17 protein-coding genes are annotated in these 16,243 nt (G+C 70.2%); 7 read left to right on the top strand and 10 right to left on the bottom strand.

Annotated features, from left to right (window positions below; translation table 11 throughout):
* Positions 1 to 4: 4 nt before the first annotated feature.
* Positions 5 to 805: a TrmH family RNA methyltransferase gene (locus ABTZ43_RS01620; RefSeq protein ID WP_350537619.1), complete on the bottom strand. Its 801-nt coding sequence runs from the start codon at positions 803 to 805 to the stop codon at positions 5 to 7.
* A 99-nt stretch (positions 806 to 904) separates the two neighbouring features.
* Here ABTZ43_RS01620 and ABTZ43_RS01615 point away from each other — a divergent pair, with 99 nt between their 5' ends.
* Both ABTZ43_RS01615 and ABTZ43_RS01610 read left to right on the top strand, forming a co-directional pair.
* Entirely contained in the window at positions 905 to 1,744 is an 840-nt protein-coding gene (locus ABTZ43_RS01615) for a Sir2 family NAD-dependent protein deacetylase (protein WP_045255159.1), read from the top strand.
* Positions 1,741 to 2,328, top strand: coding sequence for a histidine phosphatase family protein (locus tag ABTZ43_RS01610; protein WP_056417361.1), 588 nt, complete (start codon positions 1,741 to 1,743; stop codon positions 2,326 to 2,328). The genes ABTZ43_RS01615 and ABTZ43_RS01610 overlap by 4 nt, the downstream gene beginning before the upstream one ends.
* Before the next feature lie 52 nt (positions 2,329 to 2,380).
* Here ABTZ43_RS01610 and ABTZ43_RS01605 read toward each other — a convergent pair whose 3' ends face one another.
* From ABTZ43_RS01605 to ABTZ43_RS01585, 5 genes are read right to left on the bottom strand one after another with little or no spacing between them, the layout of a single operon-like run.
* Complete coding sequence (locus tag ABTZ43_RS01605) at positions 2,381 to 3,187, bottom strand: HpcH/HpaI aldolase/citrate lyase family protein (protein ID WP_149423072.1); 807 nt, start codon at positions 3,185 to 3,187, stop codon at positions 2,381 to 2,383.
* On the bottom strand, positions 3,184 to 3,678 hold the full coding sequence (locus ABTZ43_RS01600; protein ID WP_350537618.1) for a MaoC family dehydratase: 495 nt from the start codon (positions 3,676 to 3,678) through the stop codon (positions 3,184 to 3,186). The genes ABTZ43_RS01605 and ABTZ43_RS01600 overlap by 4 nt, the downstream gene beginning before the upstream one ends.
* 9 nt (positions 3,679 to 3,687) lie before the next feature.
* A complete protein-coding gene (locus ABTZ43_RS01595) occupies positions 3,688 to 4,839 on the bottom strand; it encodes an acyl-CoA dehydrogenase family protein (protein ID WP_350537617.1) in 1,152 nt (383 codons plus the stop codon).
* Positions 4,836 to 6,800 (bottom strand): ATP-binding protein, encoded by a 1,965-nt coding sequence (locus tag ABTZ43_RS01590; protein WP_350537616.1) that lies wholly within the window; start codon positions 6,798 to 6,800, stop codon positions 4,836 to 4,838. Before ABTZ43_RS01590 ends, ABTZ43_RS01595 begins: the two co-directional genes overlap by 4 nt.
* 5 nt (positions 6,801 to 6,805) lie before the next feature.
* Complete coding sequence (locus ABTZ43_RS01585) at positions 6,806 to 8,359, bottom strand: carboxyl transferase domain-containing protein (protein ID WP_350537627.1); 1,554 nt, start codon at positions 8,357 to 8,359, stop codon at positions 6,806 to 6,808.
* Positions 8,360 to 8,472: 113 nt separating this feature from the next.
* Here ABTZ43_RS01585 and ABTZ43_RS01580 point away from each other — a divergent pair, with 113 nt between their 5' ends.
* The gene (locus tag ABTZ43_RS01580; protein ID WP_350537615.1) at positions 8,473 to 9,066 is read left to right on the top strand and encodes a TetR/AcrR family transcriptional regulator; all 594 of its coding nucleotides are present in this window, start codon (positions 8,473 to 8,475) and stop codon (positions 9,064 to 9,066) included.
* Here ABTZ43_RS01580 and ABTZ43_RS01575 read toward each other — a convergent pair.
* The 3 genes from ABTZ43_RS01575 to pdhA are packed head-to-tail and all read right to left on the bottom strand — an operon-like array spanning position 9,059 to position 12,560.
* Complete coding sequence (locus ABTZ43_RS01575) at positions 9,059 to 10,429, bottom strand: dihydrolipoamide acetyltransferase family protein (RefSeq protein ID WP_350537614.1); 1,371 nt, start codon at positions 10,427 to 10,429, stop codon at positions 9,059 to 9,061. The genes ABTZ43_RS01580 and ABTZ43_RS01575 overlap by 8 nt on opposite strands.
* Complete coding sequence (locus ABTZ43_RS01570; protein ID WP_253386053.1) at positions 10,426 to 11,442, bottom strand: alpha-ketoacid dehydrogenase subunit beta; 1,017 nt, start codon at positions 11,440 to 11,442, stop codon at positions 10,426 to 10,428. Before ABTZ43_RS01570 ends, ABTZ43_RS01575 begins: the two co-directional genes overlap by 4 nt.
* 2 nt (positions 11,443 to 11,444) lie before the next feature.
* The gene (pdhA, locus tag ABTZ43_RS01565) at positions 11,445 to 12,560 is read right to left on the bottom strand and encodes a pyruvate dehydrogenase (acetyl-transferring) E1 component subunit alpha (RefSeq protein WP_149423077.1); all 1,116 of its coding nucleotides are present in this window, start codon (positions 12,558 to 12,560) and stop codon (positions 11,445 to 11,447) included.
* Between the two features lie 169 nt (positions 12,561 to 12,729).
* Here pdhA and ABTZ43_RS01560 point away from each other — a divergent pair, with 169 nt between their 5' ends.
* Entirely contained in the window at positions 12,730 to 13,203 is a 474-nt protein-coding gene (locus ABTZ43_RS01560) for an Lrp/AsnC family transcriptional regulator (protein WP_056417336.1), read from the top strand.
* Here ABTZ43_RS01560 and ABTZ43_RS01555 read toward each other — a convergent pair.
* Complete coding sequence (locus tag ABTZ43_RS01555) at positions 13,175 to 14,074, bottom strand: alpha/beta fold hydrolase (protein ID WP_149423078.1); 900 nt, start codon at positions 14,072 to 14,074, stop codon at positions 13,175 to 13,177. The genes ABTZ43_RS01560 and ABTZ43_RS01555 overlap by 29 nt on opposite strands.
* Positions 14,075 to 14,153: 79 nt before the next feature.
* On the opposite strand from ABTZ43_RS01555, the gene ABTZ43_RS01550 reads away from it, so the two are divergent.
* From ABTZ43_RS01550 to ABTZ43_RS01540, 3 genes are all read left to right on the top strand, one after another.
* Positions 14,154 to 14,906: an exonuclease domain-containing protein gene (locus ABTZ43_RS01550; protein ID WP_045255629.1), complete on the top strand. Its 753-nt coding sequence runs from the start codon at positions 14,154 to 14,156 to the stop codon at positions 14,904 to 14,906.
* The gene (locus ABTZ43_RS01545) at positions 14,887 to 15,816 is read left to right on the top strand and encodes a helix-turn-helix transcriptional regulator (protein WP_350537613.1); all 930 of its coding nucleotides are present in this window, start codon (positions 14,887 to 14,889) and stop codon (positions 15,814 to 15,816) included. The genes ABTZ43_RS01550 and ABTZ43_RS01545 overlap by 20 nt, the downstream gene beginning before the upstream one ends.
* 86 nt (positions 15,817 to 15,902) lie before the next feature.
* Positions 15,903 to 16,226, top strand: coding sequence for a DUF7882 family protein (locus tag ABTZ43_RS01540; protein ID WP_350537612.1), 324 nt, complete (start codon positions 15,903 to 15,905; stop codon positions 16,224 to 16,226).
* Positions 16,227 to 16,243: the final 17 nt, after the last annotated feature.

Raw genomic sequence — 16,243 nt, 5'->3', positions numbered from 1 at the left:
CGGCTCAGGTCGTCACGGCCCACAGCGCGACCGCGGCTGCGGACGCCACGTTGAGCGAGTCCACTCCCCCGGCCATCGGGATGGTGACGATCGTGTCCGCCGCATCGATCACGGTCCGCGAGAGTCCGTCGCCCTCCGATCCCATGACCAGAGCGACGCGCTCGGGACGGTCTGCGACGTAGGCGTCGAGCGTCACCGCGTCCTCACGCAACGCCAGCGCCGCGATGTCGAATCCGGCGGCGTGCAGATCGGCGATCGCGGAATCCCACTCGACGATGCGCGTCCACGGCACCTGGAACACGGTCCCCATGCTCACCCGCACGCTGCGCCGGTACAGCGGGTCGGCGCCGCCCGGCGACACGAGGACCGCGTCGGCTCCGAGGCCCGCTGCCGCCCGGAACGCCGCGCCGACGTTGGTGTGATCGCCGATGTTCTCGAGGATCAGCACCACGGAGGCGCCCTCGATCACCTCGCGCACCGACGGCAGCTCCGGGCGGTGCATCGACGCGATCGTGCCGCGGTGCACGGCGAAGCCGGTCACCGCCTCCGCCACCGCATCGGGGACGACGTACACGGGGACGTCCAGATCGCCCACGATCGCGCGGATGTCCTCCACCCGGCGCTCCTGCACGAGGACGGAGCGCGGACGGTGGCCCGCGGCGACCGCGCGGGCGATGACCTTGGTCGATTCGGCGATGTACAGCCCGCCCGAGGGATCGCTGCGCGTGCGCAACGCCGTGTCGGTCAGTCCGCGGTAGTCGTCGAGGCGTCGATCGTCGGCATCCGTCACAGTCAGCAGTTCCACGACTCCAGTCTGTCACCGACGCCGGATCGCCCGTCGTCCGCACGCGGCCGCCGGGCATCCGGCGTGCGTGCGCACCGTAGACTCGATCGAGGAGGTCATGTGAGCGTGTCGAACACCGCCGAGTTGTCGGCCACCGTCGCCCGCGCCGCCGAGCTGCTGCGCGGAACGCGCATCGCACTGCTCACCGGCGCCGGCCTGTCGACCGATTCCGGCATCCCCGCCTACCGGGGCGAAGGTGCCCCTGCGCGCAGCAACCCGATGACGATCCAGACCTACCTCGCCGACGAGCGCGCGCGACGTCGCTACTGGGTGGGCGGGCATCTGGGCTGGCGGGCCTTCGCGCGCGCGGAGCCGAACGCGGGACACCGGGCGCTCGCAGAGATGGAATCGTCCGGCGTGGTGTCCGGGGTGATCACCCAGAACGTCGACGGCCTGCACCTGCGGGCGGGCAGCTCGCACGTCATCGAGGTGCACGGGACCATGCGCCGCGTGCTGTGTCTGCGCTGCGGACAGGTCTTCGACCGTCGCGACATCGCGGTGCAGATCGAGGAGCTCAACCCCTGGATCACCGTCCCCGAGAACATCGCACTGGCCCCCGACGGCGATGTGCTGCCCGAGACCACCGACGGCTTCGTGATCCCCGTCTGCACGGTGTGCGAGGGGATGCTGAAGCCGGACGTCGTGTTCTTCGGCGAGTACGTGCCGCTCGATCGCTTCCGGGCCGCGGAGTCCCTGCTGCGGTCGAGCACCGCCCTCATCGTCGCCGGCTCCTCGCTGGTCGTGAACTCCGGCGTGCGGCTCGTGGAGCGCGCGCGGCGTCGCGGCATCCCGCTGATCATCGTCAATCACGAGCCGACCAGAGCCGACGCCTGGGCCCATGTCACCATCGCGGCGGGCACCAGCGACGTGCTCCCCGCCCTCCAGGAGATGCTCCGATGACCCTCATCACCCTCGTCCGACACGGTCAGACCGACTGGAACCTCGGCCGCCGCATCCAGGGATCGACCGACATCCCGCTCAACGAGACGGGCAGGGCCGATGCCTACGCGGCCGCGGAGCGACTGGCCGACGGGACGCACCACGCGGTGACCTCGAGCCCTCTCGCGCGCGCCCGCGAGACGGCGCAGATCATCGCCGACCGCCTCGGGCTCCCCCTCGGCGACGCCGTCGCGGACGTGCGCGAACGAGAGTTCGGCGAAGGCGAGGGACTGCTCGTCGAGGAGTATCTCGCGACCTACGGCGACTGGCATGCGGAGGTCCCCGGCGCCGAGACGCTCGACGCGGTCGGCGATCGTGCCCTCGGCGCTCTGCACCGCATCGCGCGCGAATCACGGGAACGCACCGCACCGGTCGCGGAATCGGTGATCGTCGTCGCCCACGGCGGGGTGATCCGCGCGGTGATCGATCGCGTGTCCGGCGGCACCCTGCCCCGGGACGGCGACGTGCTCGCCAACGGATCGGCCCATCGCTTCGAGGTCTCACCGCACTCGGTGCGGCTGCTCGATCAGTTCGCGCTCGTCTGACGGTTCACGTCGCTCTCGGGGCCAGGGTCGGACGAGCGCCGGCAGGCCGCTCTCACTGTGCTCGCGCGACGACCGATCGTGCGTGCCGGAGCACCGGCTCATCGATCATCCGACCCTCGAAGCGGAACACCCCGCGCTCGACGACGGCGGCATCCAGCACGGCACGCGCCCAGGCGAGCGTCGCGTCGTCCGGGCGGTATGCGGCACGGATGACAGCGACCTGACTCGGGTGGATGCATGCGGTGGCCCCGAAGCCGGAGGCGACGGCATCCCTCGCTTCGCTCTCCAGCCCCACGATGTCGTCGATGTCGACGTGGACCGCGTCGATCGCCGCCTTGCCATGCGCACCGGACTCGAGGAGCACCCGCGAGCGGGCGTAGCGGGCCACATCGCGGTAGCCGCCGTCCGGACGCCGGCTGGACGTGCCGCCGAGCGAGGCGACGAGGTCCTCCGCACCCCACATCATGGCGATCACCTGCGGATGTGCGGCGATGCGGTCGGCCGCGTGCACCCCCCGCGCGGTCTCGCACAGCGCGATCAGCGAGAAGCGCGGGTCGAACGGCGCGAGGCTCTCGGGGCTCTCCGTCTTCGCCACCATCACGGTGCGGAAATCGGTCTGCGACAGGGTGGCGAGGTCGGACACGAACGCCTCGGTTCCCGGAGCGTTGACACGCACGACGACCCGATCGGGGTCGATGTCGGCGTCGATGAGATTGCCGCGCGCGGTGGCCTTCGCGGCGGGGAGCACCGCGTCCTCGAGGTCGAGGATCACGGCATCCGCCTTGTCGAGCGCGCCGCGGAACCGCTCAGGACGATCGGCGGGGCAGAACAGGAGCGCGGGTCCGAGTCGGAACGTCATCGCGTGCCGCCGTCCGCATCCGGCCGACGGTGCACGAGCACCGTGCGGGTCGCCGTCGCGACGACCACGTCGTCCTGATTCCGACCTGTGTGCGCGATCGTCACGATGCCCTGCCCGGGGCGGGATGTCGATCCCCGGCTCTCCACGATCACGCTCTCGGTGTAGAGGGTGTCGCCGGCGAACAGCGGATGCGGGAACGCGATGTCGCCGAGTCCGAGCTGGGCGACGAGCGTCCCCTGGGTGAGCTGTGCGACGGAGGCGCCGACCATCGTCGACAGGGTCCACATCGAGTTCATGAGGCGCTGCCGGAACGGCTCCTGCGCCGCGGCGAACGCCGCGTCGAGGTGCAGGCCCTGGGTGTTCATGGTCAACGTCGTGAAGAGCACGTTGTCCGCCTCCGTGGCCGTGCGGCCGGGTCTGTGCAGGTACCGCGCACCCACCTCGAACTCCTCGAGATACAGGCCTCGTTGGACGATGTCGTGCGAGCTCATGCTGCCACGCTACCCGGCGAGTCCGAGCGCGCGGGCGATCACCAGCAGCTGCACCTCGGTGGTGCCCTCGCCGATCTCGAGGATCTTCGAGTCGCGGTAGTGACGCGCCACCGGGAACTCGTTCATGAAGCCGTTGCCGCCGAAGATCTGGGTCGCGTCCCTGGCATTGTCCATCGCTGCCTCGCCCGCGACGAGCTTGGCGATCGCGGCCTGCTCCGCGAACGGCTTCCCCGCGTCGCGGAGTCGGGCGGCATGGTGCCATGCGAGTCGCGCGGTGTGCACGCGGGCCCGCATCCGGGCCAGGGTGAACTGCGCGTTCTGTCGGGTGCTCAGGGCACTGCCGAAGATCGTGCGACTCTTCGCGTACTCCACCGAGGCCTCCAGGCATCCCTCGGCCGCACCGGTCGAGAGCGCGGCGATCGCGATGCGGCCTTCGTCGAGGATGCTGAGGAAGTTGCGAAAGCCGCTCCCTTCCGTGCCCAGGAGGTTGGCCGCGGGCACCCTCGCCCCGTCGAAGGTCAGCGGATGCGTGTCCGAGGCGTTCCAGCCGACCTTGTCGTACGGCGCCTCGACGGTGAATCCGGGAGTGCCGTTCGGCACGATGATCGTCGATATCCGCTTGCGTCCCCCCTCTGTGCCCGTGACGGCGGTGACCGTGACGAATCGCGTGATCGGAGTGCCAGAGTTCGTGATGAACTGCTTCGATCCGTCGATCACCCAGTCGTCGCCGTCCCGGCGCGCGGTGGTCCTGGTCGCCCCGGCATCACTGCCGGCTTCGGGCTCGGTCAGGCCGAAGCCCGCGAGGGCGCGGCCGGCGAGCAGATCGGGGAGGAGCTCCTGCTTCTGCTCCTCGGTGCCGAACCGGAACACGGGCATCGCACCGAGGCTGACGCCGGCCTCCAGGGTGATCGCGATCGACTGATCGACGCGCCCCAGCGCCTCGATCGCGATGCCGAGCGCCATGTAGTCGCCGCCCTGACCGCCGTACTCCTCGGGGAAGGGCAATCCGAACAGACCGAGGTCGCCCATCTGGGCCACCACGTCCATCGAGAGCGTGTGCGTGCGGTCCGCCTCGTAGGCCTGCGGGGCGACGACGGTGTCGGCGAAATCGCGCACCATCGCCTCGAGCTCGCACTCCTCATCGGTCAGCTGTTCGTTCATCGGTTCTCCTCCGTCGTCACTCGGGCGACCGCCTGGTCGCGCCGCACCTGATCGCCCACACCCACCAGCAGCCGCACCACTCCGTCGTGCGGCGCCGTCACCGGGTGCTCCATCTTCATCGCCTCGATCGAGATCAAGGGGGTTCCCGCTGCGACCGACGCCCCCTCGGTCACGTGCACCGCGACCACGCTGCCCGGCATCGGGGCACGGGCCTCGGGCTCCGCGGATGCCGTGCGCTCGTCGCGTGCGGCGAGCCTCCGCCGCATTCGGTCACGCCGCGAGATCGGCCGCAGGCGAGCGGTATGCCCGTCCTCCCCCACCCAGATCGCACCGTCGTCGTCCACGGCCGAGGCGATGCAGCCCTCGGGAGGTCGCGTATCCGAGCCGCTCTCGGCTCCTCCATGGGGCGAAGGTGCGATCAGCACCTCGTCCTGGTCGGTGAGCAGCGACACGGTCCGCACCGCAGTGCGGCTCAGGTCGCGCCATACGGTGCCGGCACGACGGGAGAGGCCCGCGTCGCTCCCCTGCTCCACCTCGCGTCCGAGCGCGAGCGCACCCGCGGCCGTGAGCATGGCCGGCGTCGGCTCCTCGGCGGACAGCGGCAGCAGCGTCTCGATGAGCCCGGTGTCGAGGTCTCCGGCGACGACCCGCTCATCCCGGCACAGACGACGCAGGAACGCGATGTTGGTGTCGACGCCCAGCACGATCGTCGTCCGCAGAGCCTCGTCGAGGCGCCGAAGGGCAGTGGCGCGGTCAGGAGCGACCGCGATGACCTTCGCGATCATCGGATCGTAGAAGCCGGTGACCTCGCTTCCCGTCTGCACCGCGGCGTCGACTCGCACGCCTTCCGGCGGCGCGAACAGCAGGATCCGTCCTGTCGAGGGGAGGAAGCCGCGCTCCGGCGACTCCGCGTACACCCGGGCCTCGACCGCGTGCCCGCGCACGGCGGGCGGCGGGTCGAGCCGTCCACCTGCCGCGACCCGCAGTTGAAGGGCGACGAGATCCAGCCCCGTCACCTCCTCGGTGACGGGATGTTCGACCTGCAGCCGGGTGTTCATCTCGATGAAGAAGACCTCGTCGGGCCGGTCGGCATCGATGAGGAACTCCACCGTTCCCGCGCCCACGTATGAGACGCTGCGCGCCGCCTGGACGGCAGCCTCGAGCAGCCTCTCCCTCGTCGGATCGGGGATGCCGGCCGACGGCGCCTCCTCGATGACCTTCTGATGGCGGCGCTGCAGAGTGCACTCGCGCTCGCCGAGCGCGATCACCGTGCCATGGGTGTCGCCGAAGACCTGCACCTCGATGTGGCGGGGACGGCCGATGAGTCGTTCCAGGATCAGCGCGTCGTCTCCGAATGCGGACGCCGCGACTCGCCGCGCCGACGCCAGAGCAGCGGGCAGCACCGCGGCGTCGGCGACGACCTCCATGCCCTTGCCCCCACCGCCGGCGCTGGGCTTGACGAGCAGGGGGAATCCGACCGAGCCGGCCTCGTCGGCGATCTCGGCGTCCGAGAGGCCTCGGGCGTCGAATCCCGGCACCACGGGAACCCCGGAGCGCATCACGTGGTCGCGGGCCTTGGCCTTGTCTCCCATGATCTGCAGCGCATGCGTCGACGGCCCGATGAAGACGATGCCGCTCTCGGCGCACGCGTCGGCGAGGCCGACGCTCTCGGAGAGGAAGCCGTAGCCGGGGTGGATCGCCTGTGCGCCGGTGCGCCGTGCTGCGCCGATCACGGCGTCGATGTCGAGATACGAATCGGCCGCGGGTGCGGCCCCGATCCGCACCGCCTCGTCCGCCTCGTGCACGTGCGGAGCATCGGCGTCCGCATCGCTGTACACCGCGACGCTGCGGATGCCGAGCCGCCGGAGCGTGCGGATGATCCGTCGCGCGATCTCGCCACGATTGGCGACGAGCACGGTCTCGAAGGGCGGGTCTTCTGCGGTGGTGTGCATGGTGGTCATGTCGATCACATCCGGAACAGGCCGAAGCGGGGCTCGGGCAGCGGGCTGCGGGCGATGACGTCGAGGGCGAGCCCCAGACGGTCGCGGGTCTCGGCCGGGTCGATGATGCCGTCGTCCCAGAGCCGGGCGGTCGCGTAGTACGGCTCGCCCTGGGTCTCGTACGTCTCTCGGATCGGACGCTCGAACGCGGCACGCTCGCCCTCGTCCCAGGTCTCCCCCCTCGCGGCGAGCTGGTCCTCTTTCACCGTGCCGAGGACGGAGGCCGCCTGCGCACCGCCCATGACGGAGATCCGGCTGGCGGGCCAGGTCCACAGGAATCTCGGGGAGTACGCGCGGCCGCACATCGAATAGTTCCCGGCGCCGAACGAGCCCCCGATGATCACCGTGAGCTTGGGCACCCGGGTGCTCGCCACCGCGGTGACCATCTTGGCTCCGTCCTTCGCGATCCCGCCGGCCTCGGCATCGGATCCGACCATGAAGCCGGTGATGTTCTGCAGGAACAGCAGCGGGATGCCGCGCTGATCGCACAGTTCGATGAAGTGCGCGCCCTTGAGCGCCGATTCGCTGAAGAGGACGCCGTTGTTCGCGACGATCCCGATCGGGTGTCCGTGCAGACGCGCGAAGCCGGTGATCAACGTCGTGGCGTATTCGGCCTTGAACTCGTGGAACGAGTCGCCGTCGACGAGGCGGTCGATCACCTCGTGCACGTCGTACGCCGCGTTCACGTCGACCGGCACGACGTCGTACAGCGAACCACCCTCGGCGGGAGCGTGGCTCTCGCGCACCTCCCAGGCCGGGTCACGGGGGGCCGGCAGGGTGGCCACGATGTCGCGGAGGATCTCGAGCGCGTGCTCGTCGTCCTCTGCGAGGTGATCGACCACGCCGCTGCGCCTGGCGTGCATCTCACCGCCGCCGAGCTCCTCGGCCGAGACGATCTCTCCGATCGCGGCCTTCACCAACGGGGGCCCGCCGAGGAAGATGGTGCCCTGATCGCGCACGATGACGGTCTCGTCGCTCATCGCCGGCACGTATGCACCGCCCGCCGTGCACGAACCGAGCACCGCGGCCAACTGAGGGATGCCCGCGGCCGACATCCGCGCCTGGTTGTAGAAGATGCGGCCGAAGTGCTCCCGATCGGGGAACACCTCATCCTGCTTCGGCAGGAACGCTCCGCCCGAGTCCACCAGGTACAGGCACGGCAACAGATTCTCGAGCGCGATCTCCTGCGCACGCAGGTGCTTCTTGACCGTGAGCGGGAGGTAGGTTCCCCCCTTGACGGTCGCGTCGTTGCACACCACCATCACGTGACGTCCGTGCACGAGCCCGATCCCGGCGATCACGCCCGCCGCGGGCGCTTCTCCCCCGTACAGCCCCTCGGCCGCCAGCGGGGAGATCTCGAGGAAGGGGCTGCCCTCGTCGAGCAGCCGCGCGACGCGATCTCGCGGCAGCAGCTTGCCTCGCGCGAGGTGCCTCTGTCTGGACTGCTCCGGGCCGCCCTGCGCGGCCGACGTCAGCCGCCGGCGCAGCTCCGCAGCGAGCTCCTGCTGGGTTGCGGGCATCGTGACGTCCTCCTCGACCCACGGTGCGCCGGCGACATCGCCCTGGCGCACGTCATGCATTCTCGGTTAGTGTGCACTAACCGATGACATCAGGTTAGCGAGGATTAACTGAGATGACAAGCCCCGTCACCGCGCGCGATCGCGCCAAGGCAGAGCGCTCGGACGCGATCCTCCGCGAGGCCGCCCGACTGTTCGCCCGGAGCGGGTACAACGGCGTGAGCCTCGAGGACATCGGGGCGGCGGTCGGCGTATCCGGCCCGGCGGTCTACCGTCACTTCGCGGGCAAGCAGTCGCTCCTCGGAGCCGTGCTGGTGAAGGTCAGCGTCGACCTCGTCGACGGCGGATCGCGCGTGGCGGCGGAGGGTGCGACGCCCGAGGAGCGGATGCGTGCGCTGATCGAGTTCCACGTGGAGTTCGCCCTCGGCCATGCGGATGTGATCCGCGTGCAGGACCGGGATGTGGCGCATCTCGATGCGCGCGACCACGCAGCGGTCCGGCGCCTGCAGCGCGCCTACATCGAGCTGTGGATCGAGACCCTCTCCCCCCTCATCGACGCCGACGCGGACGAGAGACGACTGCGGGTGCAGGCGTGCTTCGGGCTCATCAACTCGACGCCGCACAGCACCAGGGCGGCCGCCAGACAGCGCTCCGCCACCGCGGCCGTGCTGGCCGCGATGGCGGAATCGGCGCTGCGCGCGGTCACCTGAGCAGCATCGCCCGCCCCGGCTGCTCCAGGACGTCGGCGACGTCGCGAAGGAAGCGCGCACCCTCGGCGCCGTCCACCAGCCGGTGGTCGAACGACAGACTCAGCGTCATCATCTGGCGCAGTGCGATCTCGCCCCGGTACTCCCAGGGCTGACGCCGGACAGCGCCGACAGCGAGGATGCCGGACTGCCCCGGGGGAAGGATCGGCGTCCCCGCATCCACACCGAAGACCCCGATGTTGGAGATCGAGAAGGTGCCGCCGAGGAGTTCGGCCGGCGAGGTCCTGCCGGATCGAGCGGTCGATGCGAGAGAGCCCAGCGCATCGGCCAGCTCGAGGAGGGTGAGCGTCTGCGCGTCGCGGATGTGCGGCACGATCAGTCCGCGCTCCGTCGCTGCGGCGATACCGAGATCGACGTAGTCGTAGCGGACGATCTCGCCGGACTCCGCGTCCCACCGCGCGTTCAGCTCCGGGGCCCTCCCCAAGGCGAGGCAGACGGCCTTGGCGACCACGGAGAGCGGGCCGATCCGATGACCGGCCAATGCGCGATCCTCTTTGAAGGACGACAGCAGCTCCATGGTCGCGGTGACGTCGACGGTGTGGAAGACCGTGACATGGGGCGCCGTGAAAGCGCTCTCGACCATGGCGGCCGCGGTGTGCTTGCGCACCCCCCGGATGGGCACGCGCGTCTCGCGTCGCCCCTCGTGCAGGGTCGACGCGGGAGGAACGATGTCCTCGATCACCGTGACGCCCGCGACGTCGGGAGCGGTGCCCCCGACGCGCCGCTCGTAGTCCTCGATGTCATCGCGGGTGATCGCACGATCTCCCACGACCGCGGCGACCAGAGCGAGATCGACGCCGAGGCGCTTGGCATACGCCCTCACCGGCGGCGTCGATCGAGGCCGCTCGACCGTCGTCTCCACGCTCGCGCGAGGAGCTGCGTCGTGCGGAGCCGCTTCCAGGACGGCGGTATCCACGGCTCGGTGTGTCGCCGCGGCACGGCGGGCCCGACGGGCGGGACGGCCCGCGGACGAGGGCGCGGCTCCGTATCCGACGAGGTTCGGCTGCGCCTTCTCCTCCCCCCGCGCCTCCTCGGACGGGGTCAGCGCACCCGGGGCCTCGTCGGATCCCGCGACGTCGAACGCGATGAGGGGCGCACCCACCGGCACGGTCTCGCCCGCCTCCGCGTGCAGCACGGTCACCCTGCCCTCGTAGGGCGAGGGCAGCTCGACCACGGCCTTCGCGGTCTCGACCTCGGCCAGCGTCTGGTTCAGGGCCACCTCGTCGCCCGGCGCGACGAGCCACTGCACCACCTCCGCCTCGGCGAGACCTTCGCCGAGGTCGGGCAGTCGGAACTCCGCGATCATGCGTCCGCTCCCGTCAGGCTATGCGGGCGGTCCAGCACCCGGTCGACCGCATCCAGCAGCCGGTCGAGATCCGGAAGATGGTACTTCTCGAGCTTGGCCGGCGGGTAGGGGACATCGTGTCCCGTGACCCGCAGCGGTGCGGATTCGAGGTACTCGAAGCACCGCTCGGTGATGCTGGCGATGACCTCCGCCGCCACCCCGGCCTCGCGGGACGCCTCATGCGCGACGACGACGCGGCCGGTCTTGCGGACCGACGCCGCGACGGTGCCGTAGTCCACCGGCGACAGGGAGCGGAGATCGACGACCTCGAGCGAGATCCCCTCGTCCTCCGCGGCCTCGGCGGCCTGCAGCGCCGTGGTCACCATCGCACCGTAGGTGATGAGCGTGGCATCCGTCCCCGGGCGCACGACGCGCGCGAGGCCCATCGGCGCGGCATCGGCGAGCGGTGCGTCGAGATCGACCTGCCCCTTGTGGTGGTAGAGCCGCTTGGGCTCGAAGAAGATCACCGGGTCGTCGGACGCGATCGCCTGGCGCAGGCTGCGGTAGGCATCCTCGGGGTTCGACACGGCGATCACCCTGAGCCCCGCGGTGTGCACGAAGTAGGCTTCCGGCGACTCCGAGTGATGCTCGGCGGCACCGATCCCCCCGGCCCACGGGATGCGGATGGTGATGGGCATCCGGACACGCCCCTGCGTGCGGTAGTGCAGCTTGGCGACCTGGGCCACGATCTGATCGAACGCGGGATAGACGAAACCGTCGAACTGGATCTCGACCACCGGGCGATAGCCGCGGAAGGCGAGTCCCACGGCCATGCCGACGATGCCTGATTCGGCCAGTGGGGTGTCGATGACCCGCTTCGCGCCGAACTCGTCGAGCAGTCCGTCGGTGATGCGGAAGACTCCTCCGAGCTTGCCGATGTCCTCCCCGAGCAGCACGACCCTGTCGTCGTCGCTCATGGCCTGTCGCAGTCCCGCGCCCAGCGCCTTCCCGAGGGTCATCTCCGTCGCGGTCATGGTCACGCCTCCCCCTCGAACGACGCGAGGTGCGCCGCATACTCGTCGCGCTGACGATCGAGCCCCGAGTGCGGCTCGGCGTAGACACCGTCGAACACGGCGAGCGGCGGACGCGTCACCATGCCGAGGCACTCCGCCCGCATCTCGCGCGCGATCTCGTCGGCGGCCGCCTGGGTCGCGGCCAGGTGGTCGTCACCGAGTTCCCCGAGATCGCGCAGGTGCTCCTCCAGACGGGAGATGGGGTCGCGACGCCGCCAGTCGTCGAGCTCCGCCTGCGGGCGATAACGGGTCGGGTCGTCTGCGGTCGTGTGGGGGCCCATCCGGTAGGTCACGGCCTCGATGTACGCGGGCCCCTTACCTGCCCGTGCGTGGGCCAGCGCCCACCGCATCGCCGCCATGCAGGCGAGCACGTCGTTGCCGTCGACGCGGACGCTCGGGATGCCGAACCCCGGCGCGCGACCCGCGATCGGATACGCGGACTGCACGCTCACCGGCTCCGAGATCGCCCAGTGGTTGTTCTGACAGACGAACACCACGGGCGCCCCGTAGGACGCCGCGAAGATCATCGCTTCGTTCACATCGCCCTGGCTGGTCGCTCCATCGCCGAAGTAGGTGACCGCCACCTCGTCGGCCTCGTCATGGAGGATGCCGAGGCCGTAGCCCACCGCATGCAGAGTCTGGGCGCCGATGATGATCTGCAGTGGTGCGACGCGCAGAGCCTCCGGGTCGTGCCCTGCGCCTTCCTCCCCGCGCCACATCCGCACGTAGTCGCCGGGCTTCGCACCGCGCGCGTAGATCACGCCCGTCTCGCGGTAGCTGGGGAACACGTAGTCCCTCGCGGCCAGCGCGCGCGCCGTGCCGATCTGCGTGGCCTCCTGGCCCTGACACGGAGCCCACAGCCCCAGCTGGCCCTGCCGCTGCAGCGCGACGCCCTCCGCGTCGATGCGGCGGAGGATGACCATGTCGCGGTGCAGTGCGCGCAGCTGCTCGGCGTCGACGTCGTCGACGAAGGCGTCGAGTCGGGGGTTCGCGACGCGCTGACCGTCCGGCGCGATCATGCGCTCGGTGAGCTCGAGATCCTGCGCGGTGTCGGCGATCGGGGTGACCTGCGGTGACATCGTCGTCCTCCTGGGTTCGTGGCCGCCGGCTCGGGTTCTCCGCACAGCCCCGGCCTCATCGCCGGTTCACTCGAGCGTACGTCCGCTCATCACCTCGCTCAAGCAATGGGGATCGGCTTGAGCATGTTGCCAAATATCGGCCCGACCTGCCCTGCTATGGTTTGGCACTATGGCTGGACTCGACCGCATAGATCTCGAACTGCTCGCCGCACTCGCGGATGACCCGAGGGTCACCATCGTCGCCCTCGCCGAGAACCTCGGGCTCTCACGGAACACCATCCAGGCGCGCATGGCGAGGCTGGAGCAGACGGGCATCTTCCAGTCCTACGAGCGCTCGTTCTCGACGGACGTCCTGGGGTTCCCGCTGCAGGCGTTCGTCAGCATCGGCGTGCGGCAGACCGAGCTCCCCCGCATCATCACGGAGCTCGCGCGGATCCCCGAGGTGGTGCAGGCGCATGGGCTCAGCGGATCGATCGACCTGCTCGCACGCGTCGCCTGCCGCGACGCGCGGCATCTGTTCGACACCGACGCACGCATCCTGTCGATCGAGGGCGTGGAGCGCACGGAGACCTCGCTGGCGATGGGCGAGGTGATCCCGTTCCGGGTCGCCGGTCTCATCGGCCTCGCGAGACGGGAATCCTGAGGAAGCGGCGGACGGCGCCCGCCGCTTCGGCCGGCGTCTCGTAGTGGATCAGGTGTCCGACGTGGGCGATCTCGACGAGGGTCGCCTCGTCGAAACGGGTGGCCAGCTCACGCTCGACCTCGATCGGAGTGATGTCGTCGCGCTGGGCGGCGATCAGCAGTGTGGGGGTGGCGATCTCCGACGCGAACTCGCTGACGTCGTGCGACACGCTGGTGACGAATGCGTCGCGCAGCACATCGCGGTCGGCGAAGCGTGAGAAGTAGGTGTCGTGCTGGTCGTGGATGAAGCGGCGCAGACCCCGATCCGAGGTCTTCGCCATCGTGACGCTCATCACTCTGACGACCGCCCTGTTGCGCAGCAGCGCGGTGCCCAGCTTCTCCGGAAGCCGCGCACCCAGGGCGTAGTAGAGCACCGCGAGGCGGGTCATGATCCCCTTCGGCCCCTCCAGGGCCGGAGCGCCGATCGGGTTGACCAGGATCAGCTTCGGCGTCTCCAGGCCGCCCGCCACCGCAGCAGCGGCGACGATGGACCCGAAGGAATGGCCGAGGATCACGGCGCCGGGCGCGACCGCGTCCGAGAACTCGCGCAGCCATCCGACGTACTCGTCGAGATCGTACGTTCGCCCGCTCACCGGAGCGGTCTCGCCGAACCCCGGGAGATCCGGAGCGATCACACGGACCTCGGGGAGATACGCGAGGACGGGTTCGAGACCGTGGTGCTCCCCGCGGAAGCCGTGCACGGCGATGATCGTCGTCGCGGCGTCGGCAGGACCGTACGTCCAGTAGGCCGTCGTGCCCCCGCGCACCTCCACCTCGTGACGTTCGACCGGAAGTCGGCTGAGGCGGTCGGCATAGGGCGAGGGCACGGGCATGCGTCCAGTGTACGGAGGCCGGGAGCGGCATCCCGTGTCCCTCCGCGCGGATGTCGGAGACCGGATCTACGGTGAAAGCATGCCTCAGGTCTCGTCCCTCCCCCATTGGATCACCCGCGTGGGCGTGTTCGATCTGGAGACGACGGGTGTCGACGTCGAGAACGACAGGGTCGTCACCGCGCACGTCGGCCTCCTCGACGCGGACGGGCGCGAGATCGCCGCGAGGGACTGGCTCGCAGACCCCGGGATCCCCATCCCCGACGGCGCCACCGCCGTCCACGGCGTCACCACCGAGCACGCCCGCCGCCTGGGCAGGCCCGTCGCCGAGGTGGTCGCGCAGGTCACGGGAGCCCTGCGGTCGCTGCTGTCGCAGGGCGTTCCCATCGTCGCCTACAACGCGGCGTACGACTTCTCGCTGCTGGCACACGAGGCCCGTCGACACGGGGTGCTTCCGCTCGAGAACCCCGCACCCGTGATCGACCCGCTCGTCATCGACAAGGCGTACGACAGGTACCGACCGGGCAAGCGCACGCTCGAGGTCGTCGCCGCGCTGTACGCGGTGCCCCTCGACGATGCGCATCAGGCGTCGGCGGATGCGGTCGCCGCGGGTCGCGTCGCCCAGGCTCTGGCCCGCCAGTTCGTCCTCCCCGACACGCTCGACGAGTTGCACACACGACAGATCGGATGGGCGCGCTCCCAGGCCGCGAGCCTCACGGAGTACTTCATCCGGATCGGTCGACTCGATCCTGACGACAGGCTCGACGGCGAGTGGCCCGTGCGGGCACGCCGCGATGCGGAGGAGGTGGATCCGCATGCGCCTGCGCACCGATGACGCCACCCGTGTCGAGAGCACCTGGAAGCAGTACGTCCCGTCAGCCGTGCTCCACGACGTCGACCGACAGCGCTTCTTCTTCGACTGGCATTCGGCAGATCTGACCGGCGCGAGCGTGGTCCGCTACGACCTCGCCGCGGAGGTGCGCTCGACCGTTCAGCCCGAGAACCAGTTCCTCGTCTGCCGGATCGAGGGCCCTGCCGTGCGCATCCGCTCCGACCGGGCCGACCTCGATGCGAGTCGTCCGTGGATCAGCGACGGCGCCCGAGTCCACTCTCACTGGGAGCGCGGAGCGCGGGTCAGCGCCGTCGTGTTCGAACCCACCTCATTGCAGCGACTCGCCCGCACGATCAGCGGCGACGACATGCTCTCTCTGCACGCATCGGACCTCTCGCCCCGGTCGGCCTCGCTGGCGGCGGCCTGGGATCGGATGTTCACCTACCTCGAGCGCAGCCTGGCGGAGCTCGACGATCACGACGAGCTGCTGCGTGCAGAGCTCGATCGTCACGCGGCCGCGGCGACGCTCGCCACGTTCTCGATCGCTGGTGCGCCACGACGTCAGCGGTCGGCGCAGACGTCGCCGGCACCCGTCACGGTGCGTCGTGCGCTCGAGTTCATCGCCGAGAACGCGCACCGACCCATCACCGTCGACGATGTGGCGACGGCCGTGCACATCTCGACGAGGGGACTCCAGTACGCCTTCCGCCGTGCGCTCGACACCACGCCGGCCGAACGCCTGCGCCAGGCGCGTCTCGACGGCGCCCACCGCGAGCTGCGGTCGGGGGCTCCGTCGACCGTGTCCGCGGTCGCCCGTCGATGGGGATTCTCGCACCCGTCGCGCTTCGCCACGGCCTATCGGGAGAGCTTCGGAGTGCTGCCCTCGCAGACGGTCGCCATGCACGGCCGATGACAGTTCGCGCACGACCTGTTCGCGAACCGCGCGCAGGGAGGCCACGTGCCGGGACACTCGAGTCGCGGGCGAATAGATTCTCGACCATGGGTTACCTGTACTACGGCGGATCGGACCCGATCCAGATCGACGACCGCCCGCTCGCGCATCTCAAGGTCGTCATCGCGACGAAGCTGCGCCGCAACGAGAGCTTCACCCTCACCTGGCGACACCCCGACGACCAGCCTCAGGGTCGCTCCACGGTGTGGCTGCACCCCTCGATCCCCCTCCGTTTCGTCTTCGACGAGGCGGAGGCCACGTCACTGAGCCGCCGGTGGATCGAGGCACTCGCCCACTCGGCGAACTCGACCGGCGGCGTGATGCTCGTCGACGAGCTGCTCGACCCGCCCGAGGACGCGTTGAGCGTCTGACACACCGGCGTGTGCCG

Origin of the sequence: Microbacterium sp. NPDC097977, assembly GCF_040302605.1 — a bacterium.
Classification (GTDB): Bacteria; Actinomycetota; Actinomycetes; order Actinomycetales; family Microbacteriaceae; genus Microbacterium.
The sequence above is the reverse complement of the archived record's forward strand: the minus strand, read 5'-3'. Positions and strand labels throughout refer to the sequence as shown.